General features: G+C 58.1%; 22 protein-coding genes and 1 other RNA gene. 10 read left to right on the top strand and 13 right to left on the bottom strand.

Annotation, left to right across the window (positions count from 1 at the left end):
* Positions 1-45 precede the first annotated feature (45 nt).
* Together WCX18_RS01350 and WCX18_RS01345 are read left to right on the top strand one after the other, a co-directional pair.
* Positions 46-450, top strand: a complete 405-nt coding sequence (locus WCX18_RS01350) for a thioredoxin fold domain-containing protein (protein ID WP_345988902.1) — start codon at positions 46-48, stop codon at positions 448-450.
* Between the two features lie 66 nt (positions 451-516).
* Positions 517-1,116, top strand: a complete 600-nt coding sequence (locus WCX18_RS01345) for a hypothetical protein (protein WP_345988901.1) — start codon at positions 517-519, stop codon at positions 1,114-1,116.
* A 4-nt stretch (positions 1,117-1,120) separates the two neighbouring features.
* On the opposite strand, the gene WCX18_RS01340 is transcribed toward WCX18_RS01345, so the two are convergent.
* Positions 1,121-2,146, bottom strand: a complete 1,026-nt coding sequence (locus WCX18_RS01340; protein ID WP_345988900.1) for a cytochrome-c peroxidase — start codon at positions 2,144-2,146, stop codon at positions 1,121-1,123.
* Positions 2,147-2,338: 192 nt separating this feature from the next.
* On the opposite strand from WCX18_RS01340, the gene WCX18_RS01335 reads away from it, so the two are divergent.
* From WCX18_RS01335 to WCX18_RS01325, 3 genes are all read left to right on the top strand, one after another.
* Positions 2,339-2,761, top strand: a complete 423-nt coding sequence (locus WCX18_RS01335) for a transcriptional repressor (protein WP_345988899.1) — start codon at positions 2,339-2,341, stop codon at positions 2,759-2,761.
* A 104-nt stretch (positions 2,762-2,865) separates the two neighbouring features.
* Positions 2,866-3,519: a uroporphyrinogen-III synthase gene (locus WCX18_RS01330; protein WP_345988898.1), complete on the top strand. Its 654-nt coding sequence runs from the start codon at positions 2,866-2,868 to the stop codon at positions 3,517-3,519.
* Positions 3,516-3,737, top strand: a complete 222-nt coding sequence (locus tag WCX18_RS01325) for a hypothetical protein (RefSeq protein ID WP_345988897.1) — start codon at positions 3,516-3,518, stop codon at positions 3,735-3,737. The genes WCX18_RS01330 and WCX18_RS01325 overlap by 4 nt, the downstream gene beginning before the upstream one ends.
* Before the next feature lie 3 nt (positions 3,738-3,740).
* Here WCX18_RS01325 and WCX18_RS01320 read toward each other — a convergent pair whose 3' ends face one another.
* Genes WCX18_RS01320 through msrA form a run of 3 tightly spaced genes read right to left on the bottom strand, consistent with a single transcriptional unit; the run spans position 3,741 to position 4,901 of the window.
* Complete coding sequence (locus WCX18_RS01320; protein ID WP_345988895.1) at positions 3,741-3,914, bottom strand: hypothetical protein; 174 nt, start codon at positions 3,912-3,914, stop codon at positions 3,741-3,743.
* A 2-nt stretch (positions 3,915-3,916) separates the two neighbouring features.
* Positions 3,917-4,378 carry a DUF420 domain-containing protein gene (locus WCX18_RS01315; RefSeq protein WP_345988894.1) on the bottom strand — a complete coding sequence of 154 codons (462 nt, stop codon included), beginning with the start codon at positions 4,376-4,378 and terminating at the stop codon, positions 3,917-3,919.
* Complete coding sequence (gene msrA, locus WCX18_RS01310) at positions 4,371-4,901, bottom strand: peptide-methionine (S)-S-oxide reductase MsrA (protein ID WP_345990747.1); 531 nt, start codon at positions 4,899-4,901, stop codon at positions 4,371-4,373. The genes WCX18_RS01315 and msrA overlap by 8 nt, the downstream gene beginning before the upstream one ends.
* A 222-nt stretch (positions 4,902-5,123) precedes the next feature.
* Between msrA and WCX18_RS01305 the strand changes: the two genes are divergently transcribed.
* On the top strand, positions 5,124-6,302 hold the full coding sequence (locus WCX18_RS01305) for an FAD-dependent oxidoreductase (protein WP_345988892.1): 1,179 nt from the start codon (positions 5,124-5,126) through the stop codon (positions 6,300-6,302).
* On the opposite strand, the gene WCX18_RS01300 is transcribed toward WCX18_RS01305, so the two are convergent.
* From WCX18_RS01300 to WCX18_RS01285, 4 genes are read right to left on the bottom strand one after another with little or no spacing between them, the layout of a single operon-like run.
* Positions 6,299-8,701, bottom strand: coding sequence for an EAL domain-containing protein (locus WCX18_RS01300; RefSeq protein ID WP_345988891.1), 2,403 nt, complete (start codon positions 8,699-8,701; stop codon positions 6,299-6,301). The two genes, WCX18_RS01305 and WCX18_RS01300, sit on opposite strands and share 4 nt — an antisense overlap.
* Positions 8,702-8,752: 51 nt before the next feature.
* Positions 8,753-10,003, bottom strand: a complete 1,251-nt coding sequence (locus WCX18_RS01295) for an adenylosuccinate synthase (protein ID WP_345988889.1) — start codon at positions 10,001-10,003, stop codon at positions 8,753-8,755.
* A 12-nt stretch (positions 10,004-10,015) separates the two neighbouring features.
* Entirely contained in the window at positions 10,016-10,858 is an 843-nt protein-coding gene (locus tag WCX18_RS01290) for an ATP phosphoribosyltransferase regulatory subunit (RefSeq protein ID WP_345988888.1), read from the bottom strand.
* The gene (locus WCX18_RS01285) at positions 10,855-11,964 is read right to left on the bottom strand and encodes an alanine--glyoxylate aminotransferase family protein (RefSeq protein ID WP_345988887.1); all 1,110 of its coding nucleotides are present in this window, start codon (positions 11,962-11,964) and stop codon (positions 10,855-10,857) included. The genes WCX18_RS01290 and WCX18_RS01285 overlap by 4 nt, the downstream gene beginning before the upstream one ends.
* Positions 11,965-12,123: 159 nt before the next feature.
* On the opposite strand from WCX18_RS01285, the gene WCX18_RS01280 reads away from it, so the two are divergent.
* Both WCX18_RS01280 and WCX18_RS01275 read left to right on the top strand, forming a co-directional pair.
* The gene (locus WCX18_RS01280) at positions 12,124-12,900 is read left to right on the top strand and encodes an undecaprenyl-diphosphate phosphatase (protein WP_345988886.1); all 777 of its coding nucleotides are present in this window, start codon (positions 12,124-12,126) and stop codon (positions 12,898-12,900) included.
* Positions 12,901-12,962: 62 nt separating this feature from the next.
* A complete protein-coding gene (locus WCX18_RS01275) occupies positions 12,963-13,190 on the top strand; it encodes a hypothetical protein (RefSeq protein ID WP_345985775.1) in 228 nt (75 codons plus the stop codon).
* Between the two features lie 30 nt (positions 13,191-13,220).
* On the opposite strand, the gene WCX18_RS01270 is transcribed toward WCX18_RS01275, so the two are convergent.
* The 5 genes from WCX18_RS01270 to glmM form a co-directional block, all read right to left on the bottom strand.
* Positions 13,221-13,670: a DoxX family protein gene (locus tag WCX18_RS01270; protein ID WP_345988885.1), complete on the bottom strand. Its 450-nt coding sequence runs from the start codon at positions 13,668-13,670 to the stop codon at positions 13,221-13,223.
* Positions 13,671-13,708: 38 nt separating this feature from the next.
* Entirely contained in the window at positions 13,709-13,966 is a 258-nt protein-coding gene (locus WCX18_RS01265; RefSeq protein ID WP_345988884.1) for a hypothetical protein, read from the bottom strand.
* Between the two features lie 138 nt (positions 13,967-14,104).
* Positions 14,105-14,202, bottom strand: an RNA gene (gene ffs, locus WCX18_RS01260) — signal recognition particle sRNA small type.
* A gap of 71 nt (positions 14,203-14,273) precedes the next feature.
* On the bottom strand, positions 14,274-14,729 hold the full coding sequence (gene lspA, locus WCX18_RS01255; protein WP_345988882.1) for a signal peptidase II: 456 nt from the start codon (positions 14,727-14,729) through the stop codon (positions 14,274-14,276).
* Positions 14,722-16,062 carry a phosphoglucosamine mutase gene (gene glmM / locus WCX18_RS01250; protein WP_345988881.1) on the bottom strand — a complete coding sequence of 447 codons (1,341 nt, stop codon included), beginning with the start codon at positions 16,060-16,062 and terminating at the stop codon, positions 14,722-14,724. Before glmM ends, lspA begins: the two co-directional genes overlap by 8 nt.
* 112 nt (positions 16,063-16,174) lie before the next feature.
* Here glmM and rpsT point away from each other — a divergent pair, with 112 nt between their 5' ends.
* Both rpsT and prfA read left to right on the top strand, forming a co-directional pair.
* Entirely contained in the window at positions 16,175-16,435 is a 261-nt protein-coding gene (gene rpsT / locus WCX18_RS01245; protein WP_345988879.1) for a 30S ribosomal protein S20, read from the top strand.
* A 166-nt stretch (positions 16,436-16,601) separates the two neighbouring features.
* Complete coding sequence (gene prfA, locus WCX18_RS01240) at positions 16,602-17,669, top strand: peptide chain release factor 1 (RefSeq protein WP_345988877.1); 1,068 nt, start codon at positions 16,602-16,604, stop codon at positions 17,667-17,669.
* Positions 17,670-17,921 lie beyond the last annotated feature (252 nt).

The following is a 17,921-nucleotide window of genomic DNA, read 5'->3' as shown; positions in this document are numbered from 1 at the left end:
CGATGCGCCCTTTGCTATAATGGGTGTTTTCGGAGGAGCTTTTCCATGCGCCTGATGCTTTCGGCCCTATGCCTCTTTTTCGGCACACTGCATGCCGACATCACATGGTTTACCCGTTACGACGAGGCCGTTGCGGCGGCGCAAAGGGCGCACAAACCTCTGATGCTCTTTCTGACCCGACCCCAGTGCAAAGTCCGCCGTTTTATGCGGGAGGATGTCTTCACGGACCCCGACGTCGCTGCCTACCTCGAAGCCCACTTTATCGCCGCCGATATCTGGAACGACCATGAGAGCCTCCCGAAGAAGTACCGGGTCACCGCCAGCCCTGTTTTTACCTTCCTCGATGCCGAGAAGGACGAAATCGTTGAGCAGGTTGTCGGGGGCAAACCTCCCTCCCGCTTTCTGGAGACCCTGCACAGCGTCATCGATGACAATCCCGGGTTTCAGTAGCCCCGTGCAGCGCGAACCGTTACCGGGGAGTGGTACACTCTTGCCAACGCGCTCCAAGGAGAGAGGATGAAATTAACCTACGCCGGTCCCAAACCGCTCATCTCCCACAGCGGCATTGTCTTCGACAGGAAAAAAGAGGACAAATACCGCTATATCCCCATGATCGTCTCTTTGCTGCGGGCCCTCGACCATGACTACACCTCGTCGCAAAACTATGTCTATACGCCCGACCGACACCACTACAGCGACGAGGAACTCCTCCGCATCATCGCCTCTCACTGCCCGACGGCCCTGACGGAGGCCGAGGAACAGCAGCGCAAAAAAGCGGCCAGGCTGGACGACGAACTCCGCCGGGCGGAGGGTGCCCTGCAGCGCTCACCCGAAGCGCGCTCCGCACTGCGCACCAACCTGATGCTGATGCGCGACTACCGGCTGCAGCGCACCGTCAACAAAAGCCTCTACTACAGTGCGGCCGGCGCCCTCGTAACCCTGGCCGCCGCCAAGCGGCTGCGCTATATCCAGACCCCGTTCACGCCGGAGTCTTTTCATGTGTTTCATACGATGGAGGGGATTATCCGCAGACGGCGTCTTGCACTCAACGCGCAGCTTGATGTCTATGAGGAGAAGGGAGAGTTGATGGTGCGGCTGGCGCTGGCCGGCCGCTAGGGGGTTACTTGCCGGAATCCGGCAGCGGTGTTTTGGCCGTACGGGCCGGCAGGACCGGGTACTCGACAACCGGTTTCTCACCCGTGAGGGCTTTGAGGAAAGTCTCGATACTCTCCGTCTCTTTGTCGGTCAGTTTCACGCCGAGCTGGGTCTCGCCCATGATCTTGATCGCCTCTTTCAGGCTCCAGACCGTACCGTTGTGGAAGTAAGGCGCCGTCTCTTCGACGTTACGGAGCGTCGGGACCTTGACCATTCCGTTCGCGTCACCCTTGAAGTCGCCGACGCCCATGTACTTGAACTTGCCCATCAGCGGGAAGGGCTGCATCCCGCCGCCGACCGCGACGCCGGTGTGGCAGCTCGCACACCCTTTGTCGATAAAGGTCTGCAGACCGGCTTTTTCCTCTTTGGAAAGCGCTTTGTCGCAGCCGCGCAGGTACTCGTCGAAGCGTGACGGCGTGACCAGCGTGCGTTCGAAGGAAGCGATGACGTCCGCGATGTCCTTGAAGGTCGGGACCATCGCCTGGTCATTGTAGGCGTGGCGGAATGCCGCGACGTATGCCGGGATCGAGTTGACGACGGCGGCGACATGTTCAGGTTTGGCCGCCATCTCCGGGGCTGCCTGCATCGGTCCCTGCGCCTGGTCTTCGAGGTCCGGACTGCGTCCGTCCCAGAACTGCTTTTCAGCGAATACGGCGTTGTAGACCGACGGAGAGTTCAGGTGGTGGGGGTTGTGCGCCCAGTTGTGTCCGATGGCTGCCGGAACGCCGTCCACACCGCCGGTGGCGAGGTTGTGACAGGTGTTACAGCTGATGATCTCGCTCTTTGAAAGACGCGGATCGAAAAAGAGCTGCTTTCCGAGCTCGACCTTCTGGGCATTCATCGGGTTCTTCGGGTTATCGATGAGCTTGTAGAGTTCGGACGTATTTTTCGGGATCGGGGCGAGGCCCATCGCTTTGGCCTGATCGGTCAACGTTTCCGCGGATACGGCGGATACCAGGACACATGCTGTCAACGCAATTTTTTTGAACATTTTCTCTCCTTTGATAAAATCCTCCGCGATAAAACAGAGGCTCTTCATTTCATGTAATGGGGAAATTCTACCTGTAAACGATAATTTTTTTCCTTAAATAAACAAACTACTCTTACTTAATGGAAAATAATAAACCCCGCCTTCCTTCTACTATTATTTCGACTTTTACCTTTTTGGTGCTTTAATGCTAACATGAATAAAGAACTCATAGCCACGAACCTGCGGAACCACCATCTCAAGGTGACCCCGCAGCGGCTCAAGATCGTCGAAAGCCTCAACACCTTCGGCCACCTGAACATCGATATGCTTTACCAGGAGGTAAAAGAAGCGTATCCGAACGTTTCGCTGGCGACGGTGTACAAGAATATTGCCATAATGACGGAAAACGGACTCCTCGAAGAGGTCAAAGTCCCCGAGAGCAAGAGTGTTTTCGAGATCCGCAAAGAGCCGCACCTTCACCTGCATTGCAGTGAATGCGGGAAGATCGAGGATTTTTCCTTCGATACGGAGCAGATCAGGGCGCACGCCGAAGCCGTCAGCGGCTACAGCATCCAGAGCAGTGACATCGTGCTCCGGGGTGTCTGCCCGGCGTGCCAAACAAACGCCAAAAAGTAAAAAGCGTTAACAGTTTAGTAACTTTTCTTTACTATACTTTCCCTACCTTCATTCAAAGCGTCTCCTTCTCCCGTCATCCACCGGGAGTTGGTTATAATCCTTCTATGACAATACGGCCCATCTATCTTCTCTCCGTAACACCTTCCGACGATCCCGACGTTATCCATCTGCCGATCCTCGAAACGGAATGGCTGCAGCCTGACATCGATCTCTCGCAGGTCGACGGGATCATCTTTACCTCGAAAAACGGCGTCGACGCCCTGGAGACGATCGCTCCGGAATGGAAAACGCTGCCGGTGCTCTGTGTCGGCAAAGGGACGCAGCAGCGCGCGGAAGCGCGCGGCGGTACCGTCGCCGAGACGGTCAAGGGGTACGGGGAGATGCTCTATGATCTTATCCGTGAACGCTTCGCCGGTTCGCGCTGGCTCTATGCCCGCCCGAAAACCGTCGCTTCGGATTTTGCTTCCCGGCTGCGTTCGGAGGGGATCACCGTCGACGAGGCCGTGGTCTATGAAACCGTCTGCCGGGCCGATAAAATGGACGTCTCAATTCCTGACGACAGCGTACTGATCTTCACCTCCCCCTCGGCCCTGGCATGCTTTCAGAGCCGTTTTTCGCTGGTGCCGACCCATACTGTCGTCGCCATCGGCCGCACGACGCAGAACAGCCTTCCCGGCAGAACGGTCCATATCGCCCCCGAACCGACTGTCGCGGCCTGCATCACCCTCGCAAAACAACTGGCAAAGGAGAAAGCATGATCGATACCGACCGCATGATCTGCATCTGTAATTCGATGGATATGAAAGCGATCGCCGAGTGCATTAAAAAGCATGGCTGGCAGAACATTGACGAGATGATCAATAACAGCGAGTGCGAAATGGGGAACAAATGCGAATCCTGCATCGAGGACGGGTATGAGAACGACGGCTATTCGCTGGCGATGGTCCTCTCCCTCGTCAAGCAGGGACGGCTCTGACCGCTAGCAGTCTCTGCGTTTGCCGAAGAGACAGGGGCCGTTTTTGATGATTTTCCGGATCGAAAAAAAGAGAAAAAAGAGCGAGACGGCCCCGGCGGCCGCCGCGTAGAGCAGCTGCCCGTGCGTCCAGAGGGAGAGGGCAAACGCCCCGATGACGATGAAGACGACGAAGCACATCGCTAGAACATGAAGAGCATGCCGTAGATCGTCACACCCATCAGCGACGTGACGGTCATCCCTCCAAAAACAATCAGCCCGTTGCGTTTGTGCGTAGCGGCCACGGTCGCACTGCTGCCGTAGCTTCGAAGGGCGTCGATCAGCAGCCATGCCCACCCGGCCACGGCGGCGACAGCGATCAGCACGTGCACCGCGAGGAACACCGCCAGCGAGGAGAACTCCACCCCGCTCTCCTCCGCGTAGGCGACGAAGCCGCCGGTGAAGCGTACCCCGACCTCGAAAAGCACCACCATGGCCAGCGTGACCGCAAAGAGGAGCGTCTGCGCGCGTTTATGGGCATGCTCTCGTTTGCGCATGGCCAGATAGATCGCCCCGCCCATCAAAAACGGCAGTGCCGCGAACCAGAGGGTAACGACGTCCATAAACCAGAGGGCACGCGTCCCCAGAAAACCGGCCTCAAACATCGAGCTTCTCCCGGAACGTCCGCATAAACTTCTGTACCTTCGGCGCGATCACCGCCTGGCAGTAGCCCTGCTCGGGGTTAAGATTGAAATAGTTCTGGTGGTACACTTCCGCCGGGTAGAAGGTCGGCGCCGGGGAGAGTTCCGTCACGATCGGGTCGGAAAAGCTTTCCTGCGCCTCGGCGATGGCCTCTTCGGCTTCCGCTTTCTGCACTTCGTCGTGATAGTAGATCACCGAGCGGTACTGGGTCCCCATGTCCGCCCCCTGGCGGTTCAGCGTCGTCGGGTCGTGGATCACCCAGAAGATATCGAGGATCTCCCCGAAGGTGATGATATCGGGATCAAAGGTGATCTCGACGACCTCCGCATGCCCCGTCGTCCCGCTGCAGACCGAACGGTAATCGGGGTTGTCCATTTGGCCGCCTGCGTAACCGCTGACGGCACTGCTGACCCCTTTGACACGGCGGTATACCGCCTCGATGCACCAAAAACACCCGCCCCCGAGGAGCGCTACTTCCTTCGCCATCATCATCCTTTTTTCTGAATGATGCCAAAGCGTAGCTTCAAGGTGCCCCACCCTCCGGCACATAATCCTAACGGTTGTGCTTTGGCAATGCTCTACGGACCGTCCCTTTTCCGGCGATAACCTGCGGAGCATTCAATAAAACAGACGAATAAATTAACGTTTTATTTTGGTTTTATCGTCATTGTATTATGATTATTATCAAACTGGCTTATAGGAGTAGCGATGAAAAAGGTTTTGGTGCTTGGCGGCGGGTTTGCCGGGGTTGATGCGGCAACGCATCTGCGAAAAAAAGGATATGACGTCACGCTCGTCAGCGACCGGGATTATTTCTACATCTATCCGACCTCCATCTGGGTCCCGACGGGCGAAGCCTCCTTTGACGATGTCAAGGTGTCGCTCGAGGAACTGCGGGATGCCCACGGCTTTACCCTGGTCGTGGACGGTGTCGAAGCGATCGAGGCGAAGGCGAACCGCGTCACCCTCACCTCCGGCAAAGTGATCGACGATTATGACTACCTCGTCGTCGCCGTCGGGGCGCACAAGATGAAGCACCCGGGGATCGAAAACACCCTCTCCATCTGCGGCGACCCGCGCGAATCCCTGCGGATCAAGGAGCGCATCGACGCCCTCGTCGCCAAGGGGAGCGGCAAGGTCGCCTTCGGCTTCGGCGGCAACCCGAAAGACACCTCCGCCGTGCGCGGCGGCCCCGGGTTCGAGCTCTTTTTCAACCTCCACGAACTGCTGAAGAAAAAAGGGATCCGCGACCGTTTCGAACTCACCTTCTTCGCCCCCATGCCCAAACCGGGCGCGCGCATGGGCGAAAAGGCCCTCGGGATGATGGACATGATGTTCGAGCGGGCCGACCTGAACAAACACTTCGGCAAGAAGATCAAGCGGTTCGAAGAGGACGGCATCGTCTTCGAAGATGACAGCAAGCTGGAATCCGACTTCACGATGTTCATTCCCGCCGGGGACGGCCACGGCGTCATCAAAGCGTCCGACCTCCCGACCAATGAGGCCGGCTTCGTCGCCATCAATGACTACAGCGAAGTCATCATCGACGGCGAGGTCAGCAACGTCTACGCCGCCGGGGACGTCGCGGCGCTGGAGGGGCCGGAGTGGCGGGCGAAGCAGGGGCACGTGGCCGAGGTCATGGCCAAGAACATCGCCTTCAACATCGCCGCGCGGGACGCCGGGAAAGTAGAACGCAAAGGGTACCAGGAACACCTCAACATCCTCTGCGTCATGGATACGGGTACCGGCGCGGGCTTCGTCTTCCGCGACGACAAAAAAGCCTTTATGATGCCGATGCCGGTCCTGGGACACTGGATGAAAAAAGGGTGGGGATGGTACTGCCGCAACAGCAAGCTCGGGAGGATCCCCCGCTTGCCGGGCCTCTAGACGGCCTGTTTCTTTTCCGGTTCGCGCAGCGTCTTCATCTTGACGAGGTTGTTGCGGTACATGCGGTCGAGCTGACCGAACGGTACCGGACGGCTGAAGAAGTAGCCCTGCCCGTAGTCGACGCCGAGCTTCTTGAGCAGACGGACATGCTCGGCACTCTCAATCCCCTCCGCAACGATCTTCAGCCCCATCGCCTTGCTCAGTGAAACGATCGATTCGACGATGGTGCGGTCATCCTGATCCTCGAGCATGTTCATGATAAACGCCTTGTCGATCTTGAGCGTATCGACCGGGAACTGTTTGAGGTAAGCCAGGGAGGAGTAGCCCGTACCGAAGTCGTCGATATTCACGCCGACCCCGAGATCACGGAGCTGGTGAAGGACCTTCAGGCTTTCCGTAAGGCTGATCATGGAGACGCTCTCAGTGACCTCGAACTCCAGGTATTTCGGCTCAATGTCATAGCGCTGCAACACCGTGCGGATCTGGTGCAGCAGTAACGGACTGCCGAACTGGCGGCCGGAGAGGTTGACGGCCAGTTTCAGCGGCGCAATGCCCGCGGCGCGCCACTGTTCGATGCGGCGGGCCGCCTCGTGCATGACCCACTCCCCGATCTTGATGATCATCCCCGTATGCTCTGCGACGGGGATGAAGTCGTCCGGGTAGACCGTACCGACCTTCGGATGGTTCCAGCGGATGAGTGCCTCGGCACCGATGATGGCGCCGGTCCGCAGGGAGATCTTCGGCTGGTAGTAGAGTTCGAACTGCTCCATCGTCTCGATGGCCTCGCGCATCTCGTGCTCGATCTGGAGTTTTTTGCGGATCGTCTCCCCCATCGTTTTGTCGTAGAACCGGTAGCGGTTGCGCCCGTCCTCTTTCGCCTTGTACATGGCGGTGTCGGCAAACTTGATCAGCGTATCGGCGTCCTCGGAGTGGTCCGGGTAGATGGCCACCCCGATACTCGTCGTCGTAAAGATCGCCTTGTCCCCGAACTCCCAGCGCTCCTGCAGGGCATCGATCATCTTCTTGGCAACGATGGTGATGTCTTTTTCCGAGTTGATCAGCGGCAGCAGTACGATAAACTCGTCCCCGCCGATCCGCGAGATCGTGTCTGAATCGCGCAGGGTGCGTTTGAGGCGCTCCGCCACCTCTTTGAGCAGGCGGTCGCCCAGGGTGTGTCCCAGGGTGTCGTTGACGTTCTTGAAACCGTCGAGGTCCAGGAAGAGGACCCCCAGTTTTTCGCCCCGGCGGTTGGCGTCTTTGATCGATTTCTGCAGGCGGTCCTGCATCAAGACACGGTTCGGCAGGTTGGTGAGCGGATCGTAGAACGCGAGCTTTTCGATCATCTGCTGGCTCTCCGCCTGCTCGCTGACGTCCATCGTGATCCCCGAAATAAAGGCCTTGCCGTCGCGCCGCAGACTCAGTTTCCCCTCGGTCAGCACGTGCATCGCCTCCCCGTGCGCATTGACGATTTTATGCATCAGGCGGAACGGGGTATGGGTCTGCGCCGTATTTTCAAGGGCGCGGATAAACGATTGGCGCTGCGAGGGGTCAATGACGTTGAGCAGTGTATCCCAGGTCAGCGGCATCCCGTCCATCGGGATCCCCAGCAGCACATACATCTGGTCACTGAAACTGCAGTCGTGCGTCTGCGTATCGATCCGCCAGCTCCCCATCCTGGCGATCTGCTGCGCCTCTTTGAGGTGCTGGCGCCCCTCCTCGATCTCTTTGTGCAGTTCGTTCATAAAGTCGGCGTGGTGGATGATGTTGTCGCTCATCTTGTTCGCCGCATCGGCGATCATGCCGATTTCGCTGCCGCTGGTATTTTTCAGCTCGATCGGCACCGGGTGGCTCGGGTCGAAAGCCTCCAGTTTCCGGGTCAGTTCCCGCAGCGGCATGAAAGCCCGGTAGAGCAGCCGCAGCAGCAGCACGACCAGCAGGACGTATCCGCCGATGATCGCGGCGAGGAACTGAAAATACTGCTCCATCATCGCGCGGAAGTTCCGGTCGGAAACCGCGACGTCCATCGAGGCGATGATTTCGCCGTTGACGTTGGTGACGGGAAGGGCCAGTGTAAAGAGGCGGTGGGGAGAGCCGAAGTTGCCGACGACAAGGGGACGGCCGTGGTTACGGAGCAGCCGCACCCCGTTGATCACCTGCGCGGAGCTCAAGCGGATGAGCTGCTCCTCCGCCAGAAGGTACTCCTCGTTGTGCAGGGCATCGGAGAGCTGGGGGAGCATGAAATCGATCTTCTGTTCCACCAGTTCCTGGAGCTGTTTTTTGTAGCCGCTGATGACGATTTTCGTGTTGACGTAGGCCAGCCCGCTTACCAGCAGCAGGCTGAAAAATGCCAGGGAGAACAGCAGTTTCGATGCGAGAGAGTTCCAGATAGTCAACTTCATTACGATAGATTATATCGAAAAGTGACCGACACTGTTAGTGGAACCGACCGCCTAACAGATAATCGTATCGTTGCGGTCGGGAGAGGTGGAAACCATACCGATCTTGGTCTCGGTCAGCTTTTCGATCTCGCTGAGATAGGCCTTGGCCGTTTCCGGCAGGGCATCCCACTCACGTACGCCTTCGGTCCGCTCCCAGCCGGGGAAGCTTCTGTAGACCGGGGTGGCCGCTTCAAGGTCCAGCGGCATGTAGTCGATGACCTCGCCGTCGACTTCATAGCCGACGCAGACCTTCACTTCGTCGAAACCGTCAAGGACGTCGAGTTTCATGATGGCAAGCTCGTCGCAGCCGTTGATGCGGCTGGCGAACTTCGTCGCCACGGCATCGAACCAGCCGCAGCGGCGCGGACGGCCCGTCGTCGTACCGAACTCGTACCCCTGCTCGCGCAGTTTGTCGCCGTCGTTGCCGAAATCCTCCGTCGGGAAAGGGCCGTTGCCGACACGGGTACAGTAGGCTTTGACGATCCCGGTCACCTTGCCGATGTCTTTCGGACTGATCCCCAGGCCGATACACGCACCCGCCGCGATGGTCGAGGAGCTCGTGACATACGGATAGGTACCGTGGTCAATGTCGAGCATCGTCCCCTGCGCCCCTTCGAGCAGAACGTTCCTGTCGTTTGAAAGCAGGTCCCAGACCATCTTTGTCGTGTTGGCCAGGTAGGGCAGCAGCACATCGGCAAAGCCCTGAAGCTCTGCCTTCAGCGCCGCCGCATCCGGTGCGGAGATCCCGAGGGCACTGTAAATCGCGCCGTTTTGCTCAAAGTACTCGAGGATACGTGCCGTCAGCGCGTCGATATCGCGCAGTTCGCCGAGGCGGAAGCCCGCACGGGCGATCTTTTCGCTGTAGGCAGGCCCGATTCCGCGGCCGGTCGTCCCGATCGCCTTCTTGCCGCGCAGGCGCTCTTTGGCCTGGTCGATCTCTTCGTGGAACCCGAGGATCATGTGGGCGGATTCGCTGACAAAGAGGCGCCCTTCGAGCTTGTCGAACTGCTTCATCTCCTTGATCAGTGCCGCCGGGGAGACGACGACGCCGTTACCGATGATATTGATCGCTTCGGGGTTCAGTACACCCGAAGGGATCAGATGCAGGGCATATTTGGTTCCGTCGACCCAGATGGTATGGCCGGCGTTGTGCCCGCCCTGGTAACGCGCAACCGCGTCATACTTCTGCGCGAGAAGGTCGACGATCTTCCCTTTGCCTTCATCGCCCCACTGGATACCGACGATCAAATCTGCTTTTTTCATATATTCTTTCCTTTACACGCCGGCTTCAAGCAGCACATCGGTAGCGATGGCAAAGCCGACACTGGTCACATCTTCGTTTTTATAACGTCCGCCTCTGGCGTAAACGTCATTGGCCGCGATCACGCGGAAATAGAGCTCGTCGTAGTAGAGCATCTTCGCATAGTACAGCGGCGCGACAACCGTATTGGCATACGGCACGCTCAGGCTGAGCTCTTTCATCTTCACCAGCTCGACACGCAGCTCCTCCGGCACGAGCGGCAGGACCGCGTCGATCTCCGAAGGCTTCTCGAGGTAGACGAGCTTCGTCAGCCAGTCGATACCCCGCGCCAGAAAGTTCTCGATCCGGATATGGCGGAAATCGTCCATGGGAATATCGAGCAGGCGGCTCAGAATCTTCGGGATGTTAATGTTGGAGATCTGCAGCAGCGGCTGCGTTTCCAGACGTTCGAAGATCTCCAGGCAGCGCCGCATCGCGATGGAGAGGTCCGCCTCCCCGATCACCTCGGCACCGACCTGGTACTGTTCGTGCGAGGGGTAGCGGTAGACCGGCTGGATGTAGAACCATTTGCGGTGGTCCGTATTACGTCCGAGCCGCTTGGAGATGATACGCACGACGTCGATGGTCGTGTCCGCACGCAGGCTCATACGGTTGTTGTCACGGTCCCCGAGACGGATCAGCTCTTTGGCGTCGGAGATGCTCTCATGCTGGTGGTGCGAAAAGAGCGGCACGACGATCTCTTCGAAGCCGTCGGCATAGAGCACGTCGCTGGCGATCTGCTCGATCTCCCGTTTGCGGCGGGCGCTGGCACCGAAATAGAGCTTGCTGCCTTCGGGAATCTCGTGGGCAAAAATCATGTCGCCAGCCCGAAATAGATCTCGTTGAAAATACGGCTTGCCGTCCCGTCATAACTGCGGCGACCGAGCTTGTCGAGGGCAACCTCTACGGCATTGACGACCCATGCCGCCTCGAACGGCTTGATCAGGCCCATGTGGTTGACACGGAAGATCTTGCCTTTGAGGTGGTCCTGGCCGCCGGCCATGTTGACGTCGAACTCTTTTTTCAGCAAAGCCCGGATCTCGTTGGCATTCTCGTCATCAATCGTCGTCATGGACGCCGCCGGCGTTTTGGGGTAGATATGCAGGCCGAGTGCTTCAAACGCGGCACGCGTTGCGGCACCGCGGCGGGCTGTCTCGTCGTAAAGCGCTTCAAGCCCCTTGACGTCGATCTCCGCCAAAACGGCCTCCAGGCCGATGACCAGCGTCGTCGCCGCGGTCCATGCCGTCGTATTGGTACGCTGTTTCTTGATCTCGGTCGCCAGGTTGAAGTAGTACCCTTTGCCCGCACCGATCTTCTCGACCGCCGCATTGCTCAGCCCGATGATGGCCAGGCCCGGCGGCAGCATCAGCGCCTTCTGGCTTCCCGCCAGAAGGGCATCGATGTTCGTCACGTCGATCGCCTCGACGCCGACGGCGGTAATGCCATCCGCGATAATCATGACGTCGGGGCGAACGCCCTTGACCGCGGCGGCGATCGCTTCGACCGGGTGGCGCAGACCACCGGCACTCTCGCTGATCTGGATGGCGATCGCGTCGATGCGCGGGTTCTCCTGCAGGGCTGCAAGGACATCCTCGGGCGTTGCCGGCGTATCCCACCCATAAGTCAGCTCGACGTTCTGCAGCCCGTGCGCCAGGGCGATCTTGCCGAAGCGCTCCCCGAACTTGCCGGAATTGATGTTGAGCAGCGTATCGCGGCAGAGGTTGGTCACCGCGGCTTCCATCGCGCCGGTACCCGTCGAGGCGAGCATCACGACCTCATCGGTTTTCATCAGGCCGAAGAGCGCTTTGCGCGCCCGTTCGAAGATCGCTTCGAACTCCGGCGTGCGGTGATGGATCGTCTCCTCCGCCATTGCCTTGCGGACGGATTCCGGAACAGGGGTAGGACCGGGGGTAAAGAGCAGCATGCTTTTTTTCCTTAAGTGATATGCATATGCGGCTAAGGCGGATTTTCACCGCCTTTTTCAAGCCGCGTATTATACTGTATGTTCATTTAAGGGCATCTCAAGGTTGCTTTTCACGCCAAGCGGGTACAATGACGCATCTTTGTTCCGGGACCTGTTTTTATGACCGTTTTTGACGCCATCATCCTCGGGATCGTCGAGGGGATCACCGAGTACCTCCCTGTCTCTTCCACTGCGCATCTCTACCTTGCCGGGCAGATGCTCGGACTCAAGCAGGACACCTTCCTGACCGCCTTCGAGATCATCATCCAGATCGCCCCGATCTTCTCGGTGATGCTGATCTACCGCGAGCGGCTCATGCAGAGTACAGCCCTCTGGGTCAAACTCATCGCCGCCTTCATCCCGACGGGCGTCGTCGGCCTGCTCTTTCACAAACAGATCGAAGCGATGTTCGCCGCCAACTCCACCGTTGCCCTGATGATCCTCACCGGGGTCGCCTTCCTCGCGGTCGAGTTCGCCTACAAACCCAAAACCCATGCCGTCAAAGCACTGGAGGGAGTCAGCATGAAACAGGCCCTCGCCGTCGGTGTCTTCCAGGTCTTCGCCCTCGTACCCGGGGTCTCCCGTTCGGGGATGACGATCCTCGGCGGGATGCTCAGCGGACTGTCGCGGGACACGGCCATGGCGTTTTCGTTCCTGCTCGCCATCCCGACGATGGGCGCGGCATCGGGCTATACGCTCCTCAAGGAGTATTCGGCCCTTTCGTTTGAACACTTCGGCGCCCTGGCCGTCGGTTTCGTCGTCTCCTTTGTCGTCGGCTGGGTTGCGGTCAAGACCTTCCTCGCCGTCGTCTCGCGCTACAGCTTCAAGCCCTTCGGCGTCTACCTCATCGCCAGCGGTCTGCTCTACGGGCTTTTCGGCGTCGAACTCGTCCACTGAATCACGCATATTAGCCTGAAAGCCGGCCTTCCGTCCAAAGGCCGCTTGGTTATAATCGCGGCATGAAACCGATCGAACACGTAAAAAATGCCCTGTCAGACCTCGACAAAGAGGTACAGGCGATCCTGATGGATATGAAGCTCAACCTCACCCAGAAAGACAACGCCATGCTGCCGCTGCTTCAGCAGCAGAAAGTCCTCAAACAGACCCTCGAGGACCTCGAATACCTCGAAGCGCATCCGCCCTCACCGAACCAGCCGTGCGGGATCTCAAAATACCGGGAAGATTGAAAAGGGAAAGGTCCAGAGGCCCCGTAGGGGTCAGGCCTCTTTGCTTTTGAACAGCAGCCGGTCGAAGGAGAGGTTACCGGCGCCGTGCGTCAGCAGGACGAAAAGCATAATGAAGTAGTACAGCGGGATTTCAAACCCGTTGTTGCCCGACTGGAAACCGTTGGGCAGGTGCACCAGGGTAATGGCAACGAGCATGACGGCCATCAGCGGAATGGATATCAGCCGCGTAAAAAGCCCCAGTGTCAACAGCACGACACCCGACGCTTCCGTCGTTGCCGCCATGTATGCCTGCAGTGTGGGCAGTGGAAGCCCCATGGAAGCGAACCATTCGGCCACGGAGCCGATGTCGTTCCACTTCATCTTCGCCGGTTCATAGAAACCGTAGGCGAGGATCAGCCGTACGAAAAGCAGTGCGACACTCTGAAGCTTTTCGACGGCCGGTTCGACGATTTTACATAGGTTGGAAAGCTGGCATTGCATGGCGGCTCCTTTCCTGCGCGAAACTCACTGCCGCGGGCTCACCCGCCGCATTTGCCCTGGCCGCATTTGCCTTTGGGCTTCTCTTCTTTTTTCTCACCGTTGCATTTGGCGTTCATGTTTGCTTTTTTCTCGCCGTTGCATTTGGTGTTCATGTTCGCTTTTTTCTCGCCGTTGCATTTGCTGACCGGCGCTTCCATTTTCTCACCGTCACACTTCGCAAAGGCCGACGTGGCGCCGATCCCCGTCATCAGGGCCGCACCGAGCAGCATGGCCGCCAACTTGTACGTTTTCATCATACACTCCTTGTGTTCGATCTGTCTGAAAGCATTGTAGCGGGAAGGGCTCAATACCATCGACGACCATGATCGCACAACATCAATAACATTTCATAAACAGTTTTTTGGGAAGGTGGATAAAAAGAAGTAATGAGGAACTCTCCTCCAGATACCTGCGGCACATGCACAGAAAAGGTGGGCTGCTATGTTCCCATCCTGACCCAGTGCCTCGCCTGCACATTGCACAGGTCTAAAGGAGAGCGTTGAGGGCACCTGTATGCCTTCAGCGCTGGCGGAATTATAGCACAGGGAGCGCGCGATTGCAATATCAGTGCGCTTGCCCGCTCCGGCACCAGTGCGGCTTCAGATTGAGCAGCAGCAGCCAGACCACCGCCACGTCGATCATCACGTCGGCAAAGTTGAAGACGGCGAAATCGAACCCGCAGTGCCAGTAGACGTAATCCACGACCCCCGGATGCACGAATCGGTCATAGACGTTGGAGAGGCCGGCACCCACGAGGATGCCGACGGGGAGCATGTAGCAGGTTTTTTTCAGCCGCACCACATAGATGAGCACCCCGGCGATCAGCAGCAGCTGCAGCCATTTGAGCCACGCCTCCAGGAAAGCGAACATCGAGAAGGCGACCCCTTTGTTGTAGACGAGGGTCAGATCGATGCAGTCGCTGTAGAAGCGGTAACCCTCCAGGAAAAGCGCTTTGATGTTCTGGTCGATGATGAAGATCCCGGCCAGGGCCAGGACAAGTGCGAAGATGCCCCTAGTCATTGAGGGCATGCTTGAAGAAATCGCCCAGACGTGCCATCTGCTCCGTCATCGCGTCGCGGTCACGTCCTTCGAGCAGCAGGCGCAGCTTGTTCTCCGTCCCGCTGTAGCGGATGAGATGGCGCATGCCGGCCGCTTCGATCCCGGCCAGCACATCGGGGAGGCCGGTAATGCTCTCCAGCGGTTTTTTCGTTTTGACATTGAGGTTGACAAGGCTCTGCGGGTAGAGTTCGAACGGGCGCAGTGCCGCGGACGCTTTCTCCCCGGTCATCAGGACCATGGCCAGCACCTGCAGTGCCGTCACCAGCCCGTCACCGGTCTTGGCGAAGTCGTGCATGATGACATGGCCGCTCTGCTCCCCGCCGAAGTTGATGCCGTGTTCACGCATCGCTTCAAGCACGTACTTGTCGCCGACACCGCAGCGGTGCAGTGTGAGCCCCGCGGCGGCCATGGCATCTTCGAGGGCCTGGTTGCTCATCACCGTTGCCACGATCCCGTCGCCCTTGAGCAGGCCATACTTTTGCATGAACAGTCCCAGTGCGCCGAGCAGCTGGTCCCCGTCGACGACATCGCCCTTTTCATCCACCACGACCAGGCGGTCCGCATCGCCGTCAAGGGCGAAACCGATATCCGCGCGGTACTTCTTCACCGCTTTCTGAACATCTTTGGGGTGCAGCGCACCGCACCCTTCGTTGATGTTGAAACCGTCGGGTTCATGGTGCAGGACGATCACTTCGGCCCCCAGCTCCTCCAGGACCGTCGGACCGACTTTGTAGCCCGCGCCGTTGGCCGTATCGAGCACGATACGCATCCCCTGCAGGCTGAGCGCGCTGGGGAAGGAGTTTTTGAGCTGCACAATGTAGCGGCCGATGACGTCGTCGATCCGTTTGGCCGAACCGATGGCACGCCCCGTCACCTGCGCCTTGGCGATCTGCTCATCATCGCGGTAGATCGCCTCGATCTGCGCTTCGACCTCTTCGGAGAATTTGTTGCCGTGGGCGTCAAAGAGCTTGATACCGTTGTCTTCGAAAGAGTTGTGGCTCGCCGAGATCATGATCCCCGCGTCGCAGCGCATGTTTTCGGTGAGAAAAGCGATGGCCGGCGTCGGCATCGGCCCGATCTGCACGACATCGTACCCGACCGCGGTCAGGCCGCTGACAATGGCGTTTTCGATCATATAGCCGCTGCGGCGCGTGTCTTTGCCGAGCAAAATCTTTTTGGTTTTGGAGCTTTTTTTGAAGTAGATCCCCGCCGCCATCGCCGTACGCATCGCCAGCTCCGCGGTCAGGAACGTACCCGCTTCACCACGTACGCCGTCGGTCCCGAATAATTTCATTTCTACCCCTATTGTCGTACACAAAGTGCTAGATACACTAAAGTTTAACTTAAATTTAATTATTTTTAAGGTAGTATTCTACCCTAAATTTTTTTCCAGAAGGATAAAGGCTATGGCAAACCATAAGTCATCAATGAAACGTATCCGTCAAACTGAAAAACGTACGGAACGTAACAGATTTTACCGCACGCGCCTGAAAAACATCGTCAAAGCTGTCCGCGCAGCCATCGACGAAGGCAACAAAGAAGCAGCAGCTACCGCTATGACTGTCGCTAACCAGCAGATCCACAAGTTCGTCAGCAAAGGGATCCTGAAAAAAGAGACGGCTTCCCGCAAAGTAAGCCGCCTGCAAAAAGCCGTAAACGGTCTTTAATTTATACGGCAGCGGAGCAAAGCCCCGCCGCCTACGCTAACGCTGAGTTTTCCTCGGCGGAATGCCCGCGCGCAGATAAACCGCGCTTCACCTTCCTGCCACCATACACATAACCTCAGACGATAGTACAAAATGACTGTTTTAACCGCTATGAATGGAGCATTGCATGCTATCTGACAAACTCAACCCCTTTATCGACCGTTACAACGAACTGAGCGAACTGCTGAGCAGTCCCGATATCGCCAATGACATCAAACGGATGACCGCGCTCTCCAAGGAGCAGTCCGCCCTCCAGGACATCGTCGACACGGCCAAGGCCTACAAGCAGCTGCTCGCGGACATCGAAGAGAACAAGTCGCTTGTCTACGACGACGAACTGGGAGAACTGGCCAAAGAGGAGCTCAAAACCCTCGAACCGCAGGTTCCGGTGATGGAGGAGGAGATCAAGATCCTCCTGCTGCCGACGGACCCCAACGACGATCGCAACATCATCCTGGAGATGCGCGCGGGCACCGGCGGCGACGAAGCGGCCATCTTCGTCGGCAACCTCTTCACTGCCTACACCCGCTACGCCGAGATCAAAGGCTGGAAGATCGAACTGATCAGCTCAAGCCCCTCCGACATGGGCGGCTACAAGGAGATCACCGCGCTGATCAAAGGCGACAAGGTCTACAGCCGTCTGAAGTTCGAAGGGGGTACCCACCGCGTACAGCGGGTGCCTGCGACGGAGTCCCAGGGACGCGTCCACACCTCCGCGATCACCGTGGCCGTCATGCCCGAAGCGGACGACGTCGACGTCAAAATAGACCCGAACGACCTCAAGATCGACGTCATGCGATCCAGCGGCTGCGGCGGCCAGTCCGTCAATACGACCGACTCCGCGGTGCGTATCACCCACCTGCCCACCGGCATCGTCGTCACCAACCAGGACCAGAAATCGCAGCACAAAAATAAAGAGAAAGCGATGAAGGTCCTGCAGGCACGCCTCTTCGAGATCGAGCAGCAGAAAGCCCAGGAGGCGGAGGGCGCCGCGCGCAAGGAGCAGGTCGGGACCGGCGACCGCAGCGGCCGCATCCGCACCTACAACTACCCGCAGAACCGCATCTCGGACCACCGCATCAACCTGACGCTCTACCGCCTGAGCGAGATCATGACCGGCGGTCTCTTCGACGAGATCATCGACCCCCTCATCGCCGACGCCCAGGCGAAAAGCATGGAGGCCGCAGGCCTCTAAACGGCAGCGCTACTGCTAAGTGCTAAGTGCTAAGTGCTAAGTGCTAAGTGCTAAGTGCTAAGTGCTAAGTGCTAAGTGCTAAGTGCTAAGTGCTAAGTGAAGGATGTCGGGTTCCGCTTCTTCTGTCAAGTCCGAAACGGTCATTAGCGTGTCAGTAGGATCACCAAGGAATGGAATGTCCAGAAAGCGGCAGCCTTTCGCACTTTCTTCTTTCGGGTTCGGTTTCTTCTTTGTGCGAGCAAAGAAGAAAGG

This window comes from Sulfurimonas sp. HSL1-2 (assembly GCF_039645565.1).
Classification (GTDB): Bacteria; Campylobacterota; Campylobacteria; order Campylobacterales; family Sulfurimonadaceae; genus Thiomicrolovo; species Thiomicrolovo zhangzhouensis.
The sequence above is the reverse complement of the archived record's forward strand: the minus strand, read 5'-3'. Positions and strand labels throughout refer to the sequence as shown.

What these genes read in the sequence shown, in the direction of transcription:
- WCX18_RS01350 (WP_345988902.1), top strand. Translation starts at nt 46, where the DNA reads ATGCGCCTGATGCTTTCGGCCCTATGCCTCTTTTTCGGCACACTGCAT.
- WCX18_RS01345 (WP_345988901.1), top strand. Translation starts at nt 517, where the DNA reads ATGAAATTAACCTACGCCGGTCCCAAACCGCTCATCTCCCACAGCGGC.
- WCX18_RS01340 (WP_345988900.1), bottom strand. Translation starts at nt 2,146, where the DNA reads ATGTTCAAAAAAATTGCGTTGACAGCATGTGTCCTGGTATCCGCCGTA.
- WCX18_RS01335 (WP_345988899.1), top strand. Translation starts at nt 2,339, where the DNA reads ATGAATAAAGAACTCATAGCCACGAACCTGCGGAACCACCATCTCAAG.
- WCX18_RS01330 (WP_345988898.1), top strand. Translation starts at nt 2,866, where the DNA reads ATGACAATACGGCCCATCTATCTTCTCTCCGTAACACCTTCCGACGAT.
- WCX18_RS01325 (WP_345988897.1), top strand. Translation starts at nt 3,516, where the DNA reads ATGATCGATACCGACCGCATGATCTGCATCTGTAATTCGATGGATATG.
- WCX18_RS01320 (WP_345988895.1), bottom strand. Translation starts at nt 3,914, where the DNA reads ATGTGCTTCGTCGTCTTCATCGTCATCGGGGCGTTTGCCCTCTCCCTC.
- WCX18_RS01315 (WP_345988894.1), bottom strand. Translation starts at nt 4,378, where the DNA reads ATGTTTGAGGCCGGTTTTCTGGGGACGCGTGCCCTCTGGTTTATGGAC.
- msrA (WP_345990747.1), bottom strand. Translation starts at nt 4,901, where the DNA reads ATGGCGAAGGAAGTAGCGCTCCTCGGGGGCGGGTGTTTTTGGTGCATC.
- WCX18_RS01305 (WP_345988892.1), top strand. Translation starts at nt 5,124, where the DNA reads ATGAAAAAGGTTTTGGTGCTTGGCGGCGGGTTTGCCGGGGTTGATGCG.
- WCX18_RS01300 (WP_345988891.1), bottom strand. Translation starts at nt 8,701, where the DNA reads ATGAAGTTGACTATCTGGAACTCTCTCGCATCGAAACTGCTGTTCTCC.
- WCX18_RS01295 (WP_345988889.1), bottom strand. Translation starts at nt 10,003, where the DNA reads ATGAAAAAAGCAGATTTGATCGTCGGTATCCAGTGGGGCGATGAAGGC.
- WCX18_RS01290 (WP_345988888.1), bottom strand. Translation starts at nt 10,858, where the DNA reads ATGATTTTTGCCCACGAGATTCCCGAAGGCAGCAAGCTCTATTTCGGT.
- WCX18_RS01285 (WP_345988887.1), bottom strand. Translation starts at nt 11,964, where the DNA reads ATGCTGCTCTTTACCCCCGGTCCTACCCCTGTTCCGGAATCCGTCCGC.
- WCX18_RS01280 (WP_345988886.1), top strand. Translation starts at nt 12,124, where the DNA reads ATGACCGTTTTTGACGCCATCATCCTCGGGATCGTCGAGGGGATCACC.
- WCX18_RS01275 (WP_345985775.1), top strand. Translation starts at nt 12,963, where the DNA reads ATGAAACCGATCGAACACGTAAAAAATGCCCTGTCAGACCTCGACAAA.
- WCX18_RS01270 (WP_345988885.1), bottom strand. Translation starts at nt 13,670, where the DNA reads ATGCAATGCCAGCTTTCCAACCTATGTAAAATCGTCGAACCGGCCGTC.
- WCX18_RS01265 (WP_345988884.1), bottom strand. Translation starts at nt 13,966, where the DNA reads ATGATGAAAACGTACAAGTTGGCGGCCATGCTGCTCGGTGCGGCCCTG.
- lspA (WP_345988882.1), bottom strand. Translation starts at nt 14,729, where the DNA reads ATGACTAGGGGCATCTTCGCACTTGTCCTGGCCCTGGCCGGGATCTTC.
- glmM (WP_345988881.1), bottom strand. Translation starts at nt 16,062, where the DNA reads ATGAAATTATTCGGGACCGACGGCGTACGTGGTGAAGCGGGTACGTTC.
- rpsT (WP_345988879.1), top strand. Translation starts at nt 16,175, where the DNA reads ATGGCAAACCATAAGTCATCAATGAAACGTATCCGTCAAACTGAAAAA.
- prfA (WP_345988877.1), top strand. Translation starts at nt 16,602, where the DNA reads ATGCTATCTGACAAACTCAACCCCTTTATCGACCGTTACAACGAACTG.